Source organism: Pseudoalteromonas sp. SCQQ13, assembly GCF_015864415.1.
Classification (GTDB): Bacteria; Pseudomonadota; Gammaproteobacteria; order Enterobacterales; family Alteromonadaceae; genus Pseudoalteromonas; species Pseudoalteromonas nigrifaciens.
In genome coordinates, this window is sequence record NZ_JADYXG010000003.1 from 14,392 (window position 1) to 28,035 (window position 13,644).

General features: G+C 39.9%; 10 protein-coding genes. 4 read left to right on the forward strand and 6 right to left on the reverse strand.

The window, feature by feature from the left end:
* Positions 1–106 precede the first annotated feature (106 nt).
* Positions 107–1,486, reverse strand: a complete 1,380-nt coding sequence (gene ffh / locus I6F41_RS03375; RefSeq protein WP_011327632.1) for a signal recognition particle protein — start codon at positions 1,484–1,486, stop codon at positions 107–109.
* Between the two features lie 252 nt (positions 1,487–1,738).
* Between ffh and I6F41_RS03380 the strand changes: the two genes are divergently transcribed.
* The gene (locus tag I6F41_RS03380; protein WP_011327630.1) at positions 1,739–2,545 is read left to right on the forward strand and encodes a cytochrome C assembly family protein; all 807 of its coding nucleotides are present in this window, start codon (positions 1,739–1,741) and stop codon (positions 2,543–2,545) included.
* 61 nt (positions 2,546–2,606) lie between these two features.
* Positions 2,607–3,875, forward strand: a complete 1,269-nt coding sequence (locus tag I6F41_RS03385; protein ID WP_140391177.1) for an HlyC/CorC family transporter — start codon at positions 2,607–2,609, stop codon at positions 3,873–3,875.
* A 59-nt stretch (positions 3,876–3,934) separates the two neighbouring features.
* Here I6F41_RS03385 and I6F41_RS03390 read toward each other — a convergent pair whose 3' ends face one another.
* Complete coding sequence (locus tag I6F41_RS03390; RefSeq protein ID WP_182683959.1) at positions 3,935–4,546, reverse strand: transglycosylase SLT domain-containing protein; 612 nt, start codon at positions 4,544–4,546, stop codon at positions 3,935–3,937.
* Positions 4,547–4,679: 133 nt separating this feature from the next.
* On the reverse strand, positions 4,680–6,257 hold the full coding sequence (gene gshA / locus I6F41_RS03395; protein WP_182683960.1) for a glutamate--cysteine ligase: 1,578 nt from the start codon (positions 6,255–6,257) through the stop codon (positions 4,680–4,682).
* Between the two features lie 427 nt (positions 6,258–6,684).
* On the opposite strand from gshA, the gene I6F41_RS03400 reads away from it, so the two are divergent.
* On the forward strand, positions 6,685–8,232 hold the full coding sequence (locus I6F41_RS03400) for a methyl-accepting chemotaxis protein (RefSeq protein ID WP_179807233.1): 1,548 nt from the start codon (positions 6,685–6,687) through the stop codon (positions 8,230–8,232).
* 61 nt (positions 8,233–8,293) lie between these two features.
* Here I6F41_RS03400 and clpB read toward each other — a convergent pair whose 3' ends face one another.
* The 3 genes from clpB to rluD form a co-directional block, all read right to left on the reverse strand.
* Positions 8,294–10,870 (reverse strand): ATP-dependent chaperone ClpB, encoded by a 2,577-nt coding sequence (gene clpB, locus I6F41_RS03405; protein WP_182678524.1) that lies wholly within the window; start codon positions 10,868–10,870, stop codon positions 8,294–8,296.
* A 96-nt stretch (positions 10,871–10,966) separates the two neighbouring features.
* Positions 10,967–11,701 carry a peptidoglycan editing factor PgeF gene (gene pgeF / locus I6F41_RS03410; protein ID WP_182683961.1) on the reverse strand — a complete coding sequence of 245 codons (735 nt, stop codon included), beginning with the start codon at positions 11,699–11,701 and terminating at the stop codon, positions 10,967–10,969.
* Positions 11,701–12,678 (reverse strand): 23S rRNA pseudouridine(1911/1915/1917) synthase RluD, encoded by a 978-nt coding sequence (gene rluD, locus I6F41_RS03415; RefSeq protein ID WP_011327623.1) that lies wholly within the window; start codon positions 12,676–12,678, stop codon positions 11,701–11,703. Before rluD ends, pgeF begins: the two co-directional genes overlap by 1 nt.
* 141 nt (positions 12,679–12,819) lie before the next feature.
* Here rluD and I6F41_RS03420 point away from each other — a divergent pair, with 141 nt between their 5' ends.
* Positions 12,820–13,584: an outer membrane protein assembly factor BamD gene (locus tag I6F41_RS03420; RefSeq protein ID WP_182678528.1), complete on the forward strand. Its 765-nt coding sequence runs from the start codon at positions 12,820–12,822 to the stop codon at positions 13,582–13,584.
* Positions 13,585–13,644 lie beyond the last annotated feature (60 nt).

Consider the following 13,644-nt stretch of genomic DNA (forward strand, 5'->3'; position numbering starts at 1 on the left):
GCGTTAATAACGTTTAGCACGCATAATTTATTCAACAAAAAAGGAGCTATTTGCTCCTTTTTATATATTTTACATCGTTACGTTTAAGCTAACGCTAAACTCAACTTTAAAATTTAGGGCCACCGCCACCCATCATTCCCGGCGGTAACATACCTTTCATGCCGCGCATCATTTTGGTCATGCCGCCTTTGCCTTTCATTTTTTTCATCATTTTTTGCATTTGGGTAAACTGTTTTAGCAGTTTATTAATTTCTTGTACTTGCGTACCAGAACCTGCTGCAATGCGTTTTTTACGTGACCCTTTAATGATTTCTGGGCGGGCGCGCTCTTTTTTTGTCATTGAGCTAATAATGGCTTCCATTTGAATGAAGGTTTTATCGCCCATTTGGCCTTTAACAGCATCGGGTAAGTTAGACATACCTGGCAATTTATCTAGCATCGACATCATGCCGCCCATGTTTTTCATTTGCTTAAGTTGATCCGCAAAGTCATCAAGGGTAAAACCAGCGCCTTTAAATACTTTTTCAGCGACTCTGGCAGCTTGCTCTTTATCTACTTTCATTTCGACTTCTTCGATCAATGAAAGTACATCACCCATGCCTAGAATACGTGACGCTATGCGGTCAGGGTGGAAAGGCTCAAGTGCATCAATGCGCTCACCCACACCCATAAATTTAATTGGCTTGCCAGTGATGTGACGAATAGATAAAGCAGCACCACCACGCGCATCACCATCGGTTTTTGTTAATATAACACCGGTAAGTGGCAGGGCTTCGTCAAATGCTTTAGCTGTATTTGCCGCATCTTGACCTGTCATTGCATCTACAACAAACAAGGTTTCGATTGGGTTAATTGCTTTGTGAAGATTTTTAATCTCATCCATCATGTCGCTATCAACATGCAGTCGACCTGCAGTATCGACTAATACCACATCAATAAATTTCTTTTTCGCATGAGAAATAGCTGCGGTTGCTATATCAACCGGCTTTTGCGAAATATCACTTGGGAAAAAATCAACACCAACTTCAGCAGCGAGCGTTTCTAGTTGCTTAATTGCTGCAGGACGGTATACATCGGCACTTACTACAAGTACTGATTTTTTCTTGCGCTCTTTTAAAAACTTAGCCAGTTTAGCAACACTGGTGGTTTTACCAGCACCTTGCAAACCCGCCATCATAACAACAGCAGGGGGTTGTGCATTTAGGCTTAGCTCTTCGTTGGCTTCACCCATGGCTTTTTCGAGTTCTTCACGTACTATTTTTACAAATACTTGGCCTGGGCTTAAGCTTTTTGTAACTTCAACACCTACCGCACGCTCTTTAACTTGTTTTACAAAATCGCGAACAACGGGCAACGCCACATCGGCTTCTAAAAATGCCATGCGCACTTCACGAAGAGTGTCTTTAATATTCTCTTCTGTTAGGCGGCCACGGCCACTAATGTTTTTTAAGGTTTTACCTAATCGTTCTTGGAGATTCTCAAACATATTACGGTTCCGATAAGACGTTTATACCAACCCAATTAAAGCGCCTTTAACTCTGTGCGCTGTATTAATAGAATTAATATTATTAAATTTCAATTAAAAGCAGTATACCGTAAATGGTGTCTTACAATACAGTGTTCAAGTGCAGCTTGTTGAGTTTCTTTTTTTAAGGTCTATGCATTTGCTTTGCTATAAAATACAATGGCTATATAACAATCATTAATTATTTGACTCAAATTAAGTGGCCCAAGCACAATGCTGATTATTAGCTTAACTATTATTGCCAGTTTATTTTATGTGTTAGCAACGTCTTACGTGCTCTCACGGTTGTTTCATCAACAAGGCCCTAGCCAAAAGCTAACTATTATATTGAGTACTGTGGCTATTTTGGCGCACATGCTGTTGTTAGTAAATTCGGTTTTTAGAGCAGACGGACAAGATTTAAGTATTGTCAATGTGGCGCTTTTAACCTGCTGGGTTATTGTGATTTCTGTCACTACGGTATCGTTAAAGTTTCCGGCGACCTTATTATTGCCGGTCGTGTACGGCTTTGCTGCACTACTAACTATGGCAAGCTTGTTTATACCACACCATATTTTACTGCAAAGTATTGATGTTGATGTGGGCTTAGTAACCCATATTTCGTTATCATTACTCGCTTACTGTATTTTAATTATTGCTACTTTATATGGCGTACAATTTTACTTTATTGATAAGCGCTTAAAGCGTAAAGATTTAGCTATTGTACACAGCCATTTACCACCACTAATGGTGGTTGAACGCCAACTGTATCAATTGGTTAACTTAGGTACTATATTACTCACTTTGGCACTATTGTCGGGATTTGTATTTCTCGATGGTATGTTCGCTACTCAATTTATCCATAAAACGATATTATCGCTTGTTGCATGGTGTATTTTTGCTGTGATTGCGCTTGGCCATATGAAAAAAGGCTGGCGTGGTAAACCTGTGGTTATTGCTATTATGGTTGCTGCTTTTATTCTTACACTGGCTTATTTTGGCAGTCGTTTTATACAAGAAGTTATTCTAAATAAATTTTAACTTGACTCTACTAACTCACTCTAGCCTAATACACGCTAGTTTATAATAAAAGGATCCATCGTTGGACGCCATATCGACCAGTACCTTGTTTATCATTTTAGGTTTTTTGGTACTTTTTTCTGCTTATTTTTCTGGCTCAGAAACCGGAATTATGTCAATCAATCGTATACGCCTGCGACATCTCACCAAAGAGAATCATCGCGCTGCTAAACGTGTCAGTAAATTACTTAGTCGTCCGGATAGGCTCATTGGTTTAATTTTAATCGGCAATAATTTAGTTAATATTGCCGCTGCACAAGTTGCTACTATTATTGGTATTCGTTTATACGGTGATTTAGGTATTGCTGTGGCAACAGGTGCGTTAACCTTAGTAGTGCTTATTTTTGCAGAAATAACCCCAAAAACACTTGCTGCTCTCTACCCTGAAAAAGTTGCCTTCCCAAGTTCTGTTGTGCTTAAAGGATTACTAAAAATCCTTTTCCCATTTGTCGTTGTTATTAACTGGCTAACCAACGGCATATTGCGGTTATTTGGTATTAGTGCGGCACAAATAGATGAGCACAGCATGAGTAAAGAAGAGCTAAAATCAGTACTTAATGAGTCTGGTGCACTTATTCCTGCGCGTCACCAAAGCATGTTGACCTCAATTTTAGATTTAGAACAAGTAACCGTTGAAGATATTATGATCCCACGTAACGAAATTGTGGCCATAGATATTAACGATGAATGGAAACTTATTAGCCGCCAACTGACTCATGCACAACATACGCGTGTATTGTTATATAGAGATAACATAGATGACGCGGTGGGGTTTATTCATTCGCGTGATGCGCTTAGGTTACTTACAAAAGAGCAATTTGATAAACCATCGTTGCTACGCGCTGTACGTGAAATTTATTTCATACCTGAAGGCACATCACTAAATACGCAGCTATTAAAGTTTCAGCAATCTAAAGAGCGTATTGGCTTGGTGGTAGATGAGTATGGCGACATTCAAGGTTTAGTTACCCTAGAGGATATACTTGAGGAAGTGGTAGGCGATTTTACCACCACCCAAACTCGTACGCCAAGCGAAGAAGTAACCACACAAACCGATGGCTCGTGCATTGTAGATGGCGGTGCTAACGTGCGCGACTTAAATAAAGAAATGGGCTGGGAGTTTCCACTCGACGGGCCTAAAACACTCAGCGGCTTAATAGTTGAGTATTTAGAAAACATTCCTGATGCCAATTTAAGTTTGCGTATTGCCGGCTACCCTATTGAAGTACTTGAAGTAAAAGAAAACATGATAAAGCTGGTTAAAATACAGCCGAAAAAACGTAAAAAATAAACTAAAAAAGGAGCCAATTGGCTCCTTTTTTGTAGGCTAAATAAATACAACAGATGTTATTAGCCAAAAAACAAACGCTCTAACCACCCTTTATTTAAATCTGCTTCACAACGCTTTAACTGCGCACCATAACGGCTCGCACGGTGTTTTACTTTATTAGCCACACCCATTAACCATTTTTTCTTTTTGTAAGTACCGCGTTTGTAACCGCCCCACCCTTCGTGATAATTAAGATACTGACCGTAGGCATCCCATTTAGATACGCCGTTTATTTTATGGGTTTTATAAGCAAACCAGCCCATAAAGTCGATAGCATCATCAAAGTCGTCTCTATCGGCGCCACTATTCTTACTTTCACGAATATAATCAGACCAGGTCATCGTTTTTGCTTGTGAGTAGCCATAAGCAGAGCTTGCTCTACCGGTAGGAATAATCCATAAGAAATACTGCATTGGTGGAGCTGCGTCATGTTTAAACGAGCTTTCTTGGTACATCATGCTCATAAGTACGTGCTTGGGAGCGCCCCATTTTTCTTGAGCATCTTTGGCACCAAAGTACCAACTTCTTTTTTCTTCAAAAATTTTACAAATATCATCAGGCTGCTTTGGTGGAGCGGTGGCACAACCGGCTAAACTAAACGCTAATGATAAAACAACTACATTTTTTTTCATTTGGTTTATCTCGCTGAACTTTTGCAAAAATCAGTAGTCTGATTTTAACAATGCAGCAGAGCAGCATTGTTTCTTCCCTAAAATAATTACGCAGCTACCTTGAGCTGCGTTTTTTTTGCTTAAAACTAACTATTTATTTAGGATCAAAATAAGCATTTAAAAATGCGGTAAATGATACTGAGTCACTTTGCTCAATAGCACGCTGAGCGTCGTTAGAGCGTGTAACTTGCTCCTCTAACCATTGCTTTGAAAACACTTGATAGTCTGCAGTTTGATGGCTTTGCTTATACTTTTCAGCAATTGCTAGCGCATAATGGCCGTTATCTAGCCCTGAAGCTTCTAACTCAGCTACATAACGCCCAGAATATGTAAGTCCTGGGTTATTAATCCAAGTTGCCATGCGCTCAATAGTACTTGAATAATAACTAACGCCGTAGGCAGTATCCATGTATTTTGCCACTTCACTTAATTGCGAAAATATATCTTCACCCCAAGATTGAAGGGTACGCGGTTGATTAAAGTAATTAAGTTCAAGGCCTTTTTCTCGCCCTTTATTTACTACTGTATCAAGATTTTCTGTGCTGCGTGTTTGCTCTTCCCAATCCATTGCCGGTGAGCTTTTTAATAAACAATACGTTAAAAACACATCTAAAAAGTGGAACTGCTCTATATCTATGCCCACTTCACTAAATGGATTAACATCTAATGCGCGAATTTCGACATATTCAATACCGGCTCTAAGTAGTGCATCTGTTGGTGTTTCACCGTTTTTAGCATTACGTTTAGGGCGAATTGGCGAATAAAATTCGTTTTCTATTTGCAGAATATTCTTATTTAACTGTTTTGGATTTTCGCTGGTGTAATCGTCAAGGTTGCCGTAAATATCTGAAGGTGTGTTAATTGATTTTTTCAAACCAGCTACATATTCATCTAACGAGTTATACATTACACGCAGTGATGATTGTGCGCTATTGGTGTAACCTAAGTTACCTAAGCGCAGCGCAGTGCCTACTTCTAAATACAGGGTGCCTTTACCTAGCTTTTTAAATGGTAAATCGGTTTTTCTACCCTGTAAAAACGAACTACATAACGCAGGTGATGCACCAAATAAATAACTGATCAGCCATAATTCACGTTTAAAATTACGAATAAGCGCTAAGTAACCATCAGATATAAAATTCTCTAAACTAAGGTCGCTATTTTTTAGCGTATGTAATGACTGCCACAATGAATCTGGAAACGAAATATTAAAATGCACACCAGCAATAGCTTGCATCATACTGCCGTAACGGTTTTTTAACCCTTCACGGTAAAGCGTTTTCATTTGCCCTACATTTGAACTGCCAAATTGCGCAATAACTATGTCGTCTTGATGTTCAATAAAGCACGGCATACTAATAGGCCAAAGTAATTCGTCACCCATTTTTTCTAGGGTAAACTTTTGTAAGTCTTTTAATTGCTGCAGCGTTTGTGTGGACGATTCACTAACTGGGGTAATAAATTCAAGTAACGACTCTGAAAAATCGGTCGTAATTTGGCCATTGGTAAGCGCACTGCCCACCCCTTCTGGGTGTTTTTGTGCAGAGATAACGCCATCACTTTTAATTCTTAGTGACTCACGCTCAATACCACGTTTTATTCCGTTAATTGCATGTTTATGCTGCGTTACTGAAAGAGCGTCAAGCGCGTTTGTTAGATCATGTGTTGCCAAAAAATACTTCCTCGAGCCAAGTGGCTTAATCATAAGGTTATGGGGTCTAATTACCTATACTCAAGATAAATACTAAGAAAAAATACTATTTATAGTTCTATTGTATCTGCTTTGCTTTAAACACGCTTTATTTAACGCCATAAACGATAATCTTGCCATTGCTATACAAAATATACAATTGCTTTGCACTATTATTTATCTTATCAAAACAAAAACTAACCGTACTAAAGTAAATAATTAGCTAACTATTAGCCGTATTAGTCCCATACTGGTATGTTATATATAGCTTATATAACTTTAATCTTGATTTAGATCATAAATACAGGCAATAAATAAACTGAGTGACCTTCATAATGGGATTACCCTACTACCGCTTTATATAAGCAAGTATAATAGTAAGTATTACAAAGGATGATTAAAGAATAATATGCGTCGTAATCAAAGCTTAATAAATGAAGAAGTGACCTTCGAAGAACAACAAGAACTGGTATCAACAACTGATTTGCGCGGAGTGATCACTTACGCTAATCAAGCATTTTGTACTATAGCCGGGTATGATATAGCAGAACTTACTGGTAAAAATCATAGTATAGTGCGCCACCCTGACATGCCAAAAGCTGCATTTAAAGAAATGTGGGAAACATTAAAGCAAGGCCACTCTTGGCGCGGCGCAGTTAAAAACCGTTGTAAAGATGGCCGCTATTACTGGGTTGATGCATTTGTAACTCCTATTTTTGAGCACAGCCAGTTAATTGGTTATCAATCTGTAAGAACCAAATTAAGCCCACAGTTAAAACGCCGTGCAGAACTATTTTACAGTAAAGTAAATGCTAAAAAGTCATTCTTTAATTGGCGCGAACGCACAAGTTTAAGACAAAGCTTAAGTGTATTTGCTTTATTATGTTGGTTAGTTGCAACTGCTGTATGGGCTTCATTTGCTATTGCACTAATTAGCTTAGTGGTTTGCTTAGTTATACTTGCTTTAAATTATGATGAGCTAATAACAACGCCAAGAATATTAAAGCAGCAAAAACAACAGGCCGATTCTATATCTCGTTATATATATAGTGGCCGACACCCTCACAGTATTAGTGATTACAGAGAGCAAATGCTAAGCGCTAAATTACGCACTGTACTGGGGCGTATGAAAGACTCTACCTTAAGCTTTAATGATATTGCTTTAAATTTAGATCAACAGTCAACGCTCACAGAGCAAGGCATTTCATCGCAAGGCTCGCAGCTTGAGCAAATAGCATCTGCAATGGCGCAAATGAGTTCGACTATAGGTGAAATATCAAGTAACACCTGCACCACTGCCGATAAAGTAAGTGTTACTTATCAAAGTTGCTCCGATATAAAAGTACACATTGCCGATAATAATGCCATGGTTTCTGATTTAGCCGTTCAGGTAGAGCAAGCAGCAACAACCGCTAACAGCCTAGCTTCAGAAGCCGATAAAATTGGCCAAGTAATGAGTGAAATTGAAGGTATTGCCGAGCAAACTAACTTACTTGCGCTAAATGCTGCCATAGAAGCTGCAAGAGCAGGTGAGCATGGCCGTGGTTTTGCTGTAGTTGCCGATGAAGTAAGAGCGCTTTCATCAAGAACACAAAATGCCACTGCGCAAATTCACAGCTCAATAAAGGAAATTCAAGACACCTTGTTTAGCTGGTCAAAAATAATGCAAAACACGAAGCAACAAGCCGACAGTTGTGTAAATACTACAACGCAAACACAGCAAGAGCTTGATAGCATTTTCACTCAAATTAGCGAAATAGCGCAACTCGCTACTGGTATTTCGGCTGCTGCAGAAGAACAACAAGTAGTGAGCCACGACATAGGTACTAATGTAGAGCAGATTAAAAACTTAGGTGATGATAATTTAAACTTAAGTTTTAATGTTGCCAGGGGCGCTGCTGAGTTAGTTGAAGGCTCAAGAAAGATCAACGACTTACTGCTTACTTTTAAAATTTAATTGTCAGCACAAATAAAAAAGCCGCTATGTTAGCGGCTTTTTCGTTTTTACTTTATAACGCTTAACGGCTTGAAAACACTAAACCGTCGTCATTTGCATCAATTACAACAACACTGCCTGGCATATAATCACCATTGAGTAATTTTTGTGCTAATGGATTTTCAATCGTTTGTTGAATAGCTCGTTTTAACGGACGCGCACCATAAACCGGATCAAAACCACTTGCGGCAATACGATCTAAAGCAGCGTCGCTTATTTCGAGTAAATAACCCATTTGCGTTAAACGCTCTCGTAATTTGCTCAACTGAATGTCAGCAATCTCTTTAATGTGCTCGTTAGCCAGTGGGTGGAAAACAACGGTTTCATCAATACGGTTAATAAACTCAGGTCTAAACTCATTGATTAATACATTCATTACTTTTTCTTTCAAAGTAACGTAATCGTTATTACCCGCTTGCTCTTGAATTATATCTGAGCCTAAGTTTGAGGTCATGATGATAACGGTATTTTTAAAATCAACCGTGCGTCCTTGACCGTCGGTTAAACGTCCATCATCTAAAACCTGTAGCAAAATATTAAACACATCTGGGTGTGCTTTTTCTATTTCGTCCAATAAAATAACTGAGTAAGGTTTACGACGCACGGCTTCGGTTAAATACCCGCCCTCTTCGTAGCCAACATACCCAGGAGGCGCACCAACTAAACGTGCTACTGAATGTTTTTCCATAAACTCAGACATATCAATACGCACCATGGCACTTTCGGTGTCGAACATATAGCCGGCGAGTGCTTTGGTTAATTCTGTTTTACCGACCCCGGTTGGGCCTAAAAACAAAAACGAGCCAATCGGGCGATTAGGATCGGCAAGCCCTGCACGTGAGCGGCGAATAGCATTAGCTACCGCTACAACGGCTTCATCTTGTCCGATTACTTTTTCATGTAGCTTTTCTTCCATCTGCAATAGTTTTTCTCGCTCACCTTGTAGCATCCGCGATACTGGAATACCGGTCCAACGTGAGAGTATTTCGGCTATTTCATCTTCGCCCACTTGATTTTTTAGCAAGGTCATTTCTTGCATTTCTGCTTGCGATGCTAAATCAAGTTTACGCTCAAGCTCTGGTATGCGGCCATATTGTAGCTCCGACATACGCTGTAAATCGCTGGCTCTTCGAGCTACATCTAAATCAAGTCGTGCTTGTTCTAGCTCAGCTTTAATAACTTGAGTACCTTGTAAAGATGCTTTTTCGGCAGTCCATATTTCATCAAGCTCATTGTACTCTCCTTCAAGCTCGGTGATCAGCTCTTGCATTTCAGTACGGCGTTTTAAACTTGCTTCGTCTTTTTCTTTGGCGAGTGCGTTATCTTCAAGTTTTAATTGAATAATACGGCGCTCTAACTTATCTAATGACTCTGGTTTTGAATCTATTTGTAAACGAATAGAAGAGCCCGCTTCATCTATTAGGTCAATTGCTTTATCGGGTAATTGACGGTCACTAATATAACGATGCGATAATTGCGCAGCAGCAACGATAGCAGGATCGGTAATTTCAACAGAGTGATGCAGCTCGTAGCGCTCTTTTAGGCCTCGTAATATAGCAATAGTATCCTCAACCGAAGGCTCCTCTACTAATACCTTTTGAAAGCGACGCTCAAGGGCGGCGTCTTTTTCAATGTATTTACGATATTCATCAAGAGTGGTGGCACCTACGCAATGTAATTCGCCACGGGCAAGTGCCGGTTTTAGCATATTGCCTGCATCCATTGCGCCATCACTTTTACCTGCGCCTACAATTGTGTGTATTTCATCAATAAATAAAATCACTTGGCCTTCTTCTTTAGCCAGTTCATTTAATACTGATTTTAATCGCTCTTCAAATTCGCCGCGGTATTTAGCACCGGCCACCAGCGCGCCTAAATCAAGCGAAAGTACCCGCTTGTTTTTTAATCCCTCTGGTACTTCACCATTAATAATACGCTGTGCTAAACCTTCGGCAATCGCAGTTTTACCTACACCGGGTTCACCTATTAATACTGGGTTGTTTTTAGTTCGGCGTTGTAAAACTTGAATTGTTCGGCGAATTTCATCATCTCGACCAATAACCGGATCAAGCTTACCTTGCTCTGCACGTTCGGTTAAATCTATGGTGTATTTTTCAAGTGCTTGGCGTGTTTCTTCGGCATTTGGATCATCAACCTTTTGCCCACCACGCACTGCATTAATGGCCGTTTCTATTTTGTCGGAGGTGATATTTAAGGTTTTAAAAATATTACCCAGCGGGCCTTTATCGTCGCAAGCAGCTAATACAAACAGTTCGCTAGAAATATATTTATCTTTACGCTTTTGCGCATACTTATCGCATAAGTTGATCAAGGATATAGTGTTGTTCGATAGCTGCACATCGCCGCCTACGCCTTCCACTTTAAATAGTTTTTCTATTTCTTGGGAAAGCTTAGTATTAAGCTCGTCAGCACTAACACCTGCTTGTGCTAATAACGCGCGCACGCTAGAACCGCTTTGCTTTAACAAAGCATACATTAAGTGTACCGGCTCAATAAATTGATGATCGCGGCCAAGGGCTAAAGATTGCGCATCAGAAAGCGCAGACTGAAATTTACTGGTAAATCTATCTAAACGCATTGGGGTTACCTATTATTAAATTCATTGCTTAAATAATGGGTATGTTAGGGGGGTTGTTCAAGGTGTTGCAGAAAATATAATCATTATATTGATAAATTAGTTGCGCCAGATCAAACTTGCCATGCGTCCGGTTTGGCCGTCGCGTCGGTACGAAAAAAACTGTTCAGTTTGAGAAACCGTACAGTGCTCACCACCGGTAATATTTATAATCCCTAATTGACGCAATTGAATACGTGCAAGGTGATAAATATCGGCAAGGTACTTTTGGTTTGCACACGCTTTAAACGCTTTGGCAAACAAAGGGTTTTGGGCATTAAACAATGCAAACACCTCGCTACCTACCTCAAATTTATCAGCCCCTATTGCGGGACCTAACCAGGCACTTATTTCACTTTTTTTGGCATTAAAGCAGCTTAGCGTATTTTTAATTACACCTTGCTCTAATCCACGCCAACCAGCATGTATGGCAGCTACTTCTTTTCCATCTTTACTGGCAAGTAAAATGGGCAAGCAATCGGCGGTCATTATTGCCAAAGGCTGAGCAACGAGTTGTGTATATAGTGCATCTCCTTGATGGTGAGCGTTAAATTTAAATTGCCCATCAACAATGAGTACATCGCCACTATGAACTTGATCTATCCATACAGCACTATTTGGCAAATGCTTATCCAACAAAGCACGATTTTTTAATACCTGTTGTTTATTATCACCAACATGCAGCCCTAAATTTAAACTCTTAAACGGCGCTTCTGAAACACCGCCTACACGTGTGGTACTTAATGTACTCACACCTGTTATAGGGACTTGCCATGCTGCTGATAAAAACTGCATTATCTATCTATGTCAGGATTAGCTTTTGTGTCTTCACGCAGTGCCAGTGTCATAGCAACCATGTCATCTGGAATAGGTGCTTGCCATGTCATCATTTCACCCGTAATTGGGTGCGCAATACTTAATTTAACCGCATGTAATGCTTGGCGTTTAAAACTACGCAGCAATTCAAATAACTCAGGCGTTGCCCCTTTAGGTGGACGCGGACGGCCGCCATAAGACTGATCGCCAATAAGCGGATGATTTAAATAAGCCATATGCACACGTATTTGGTGAGTACGACCGGTTTCAAGGCGTAAACGTAAACGTGTATGAGCACGAAACTTTTCAGCAACACGGTAATGCGTAATGGCTGGCTTACCCTGTTCATGTACATCCATATGCGTACGTTGCGTTGCATGGCGGCCAATAGGCTTTTCAACCATACCACCAGCGGTCATTGTGCCATTGCAAAGCGCTTCGTATTCACGCGTGAAATTTTCACGTTTTTGCAGTGCGGTTACTAAATGCGTTTGTGCCGGAATAGTTTTAGCTACCACCATAAGGCCTGTAGTATCTTTATCTAATCGGTGCACAATACCCGCGCGAGGTACATTAATAATTTCTGGGTGGTAATGTAGCAATGCATTTAGCACTGTGCCATCTGGATTACCTGCACCAGGATGAACTACCAAGCCCATAGGTTTATTAATTACCAAAATATCATCATCTTCATAAACAATGTCTAATTTGATATCTTGCGCTATGTATTCACGAGGTGCTTCAATGGTTGTTTCAACATTAAGTACTTCACCACCAAGCAGTTTAGTGCGCGGTGTGTTGAATATTTCGCCATCAACGGTGATTTTATCATCCAAAATCCACGTTTTTATCCTTGATCGTGAATAATCAGGGAACAATTGTGCTAATACTTGGTCTAGACGTTTACCACCTAAATCGGTTGGAACGTCGGCTTGAAGAGAAATTTGCTCTGACATTAGTAATTTTACCCAATTTACCAGTGCAAGCTTTGCTCGACTGGGTTAGAATCGCTTTTAATAAAAGCATAATATAATACGCATAGTTTACTCGGTTTTACCGACTTGGCCTAGCCGTAGACAACGAAGGTAACAAATAAAATGATAAATAAAATAGGGAAACGTGCATTCGCCATTGTTTTTTCAGTTTCAGTGCTTAGTTTAGGTGCTTGTTCGTCAGCTCCTGACCAAGAAGACATTCAACGTGTACCTAATAAATCGGCTCACGCTTTGTATGAAGATGCCAAGCAAACTTTAGATTCTGGTTTATATGCACGCGCAATTGAACTTTTAAGTGCTATTGACTCTCGCTACCCGTTTGGCCCATTTTCTAAACAAGTACAAATGGATTTAGTCTATGCGCATTACCAATCGGGTAATACCGAGCAAGCACTAGCAACAATCGACCGTTTTATTCGCTTAAATCCAAATCATAAAGATTTAGACTACATGTATTACATGCGTGGATTAGTTAACATTAAAGCCGATAAAAACGCATTCCAAGAATATTTTGGTGTTGATAGAGCTGACCGCGATGCTAACCGTACACGTGTGGCCTTTACCGATTTATCAACCTTGGTTAAGCGTTTCCCACAAAGTGACTACGCCCCAGAGGCAAAACGTCGTTTAGTGTGGTTGTTAAACCGTATGGCAAGGTATGAGCTAAAAGTGGCCAATTACTATTATGAACGTGAAGCCTACTTAGCAGCTGCTAACCGCGGTAAGTTTGTAGTAGAACATTACTCTCAAAGCAGCTACTTAAACTCTGCACTTGAAATGATGGAAAAAAGCTACGATAAGCTAGGCTTAAGTGAGCTTAGCGAAGACGCTAAACAAACACGAATTTTTAACAGCAGAAATAAATAATTAATTAAAAAGGCGCTTACTAACTTGAGTAAGCGCCTTTTTAGCGTACTTGTTGTAATA

What these genes read in the sequence shown, in the direction of transcription:
- ffh (WP_011327632.1), bottom strand. Translation starts at nt 1,486, where the DNA reads ATGTTTGAGAATCTCCAAGAACGATTAGGTAAAACCTTAAAAAACATT.
- I6F41_RS03380 (WP_011327630.1), top strand. Translation starts at nt 1,739, where the DNA reads ATGCTGATTATTAGCTTAACTATTATTGCCAGTTTATTTTATGTGTTA.
- I6F41_RS03390 (WP_182683959.1), bottom strand. Translation starts at nt 4,546, where the DNA reads ATGAAAAAAAATGTAGTTGTTTTATCATTAGCGTTTAGTTTAGCCGGT.
- I6F41_RS03400 (WP_179807233.1), top strand. Translation starts at nt 6,685, where the DNA reads ATGCGTCGTAATCAAAGCTTAATAAATGAAGAAGTGACCTTCGAAGAA.
- clpB (WP_182678524.1), bottom strand. Translation starts at nt 10,870, where the DNA reads ATGCGTTTAGATAGATTTACCAGTAAATTTCAGTCTGCGCTTTCTGAT.
- pgeF (WP_182683961.1), bottom strand. Translation starts at nt 11,701, where the DNA reads ATGCAGTTTTTATCAGCAGCATGGCAAGTCCCTATAACAGGTGTGAGT.
- rluD (WP_011327623.1), bottom strand. Translation starts at nt 12,678, where the DNA reads ATGTCAGAGCAAATTTCTCTTCAAGCCGACGTTCCAACCGATTTAGGT.
- I6F41_RS03420 (WP_182678528.1), top strand. Translation starts at nt 12,820, where the DNA reads ATGATAAATAAAATAGGGAAACGTGCATTCGCCATTGTTTTTTCAGTT.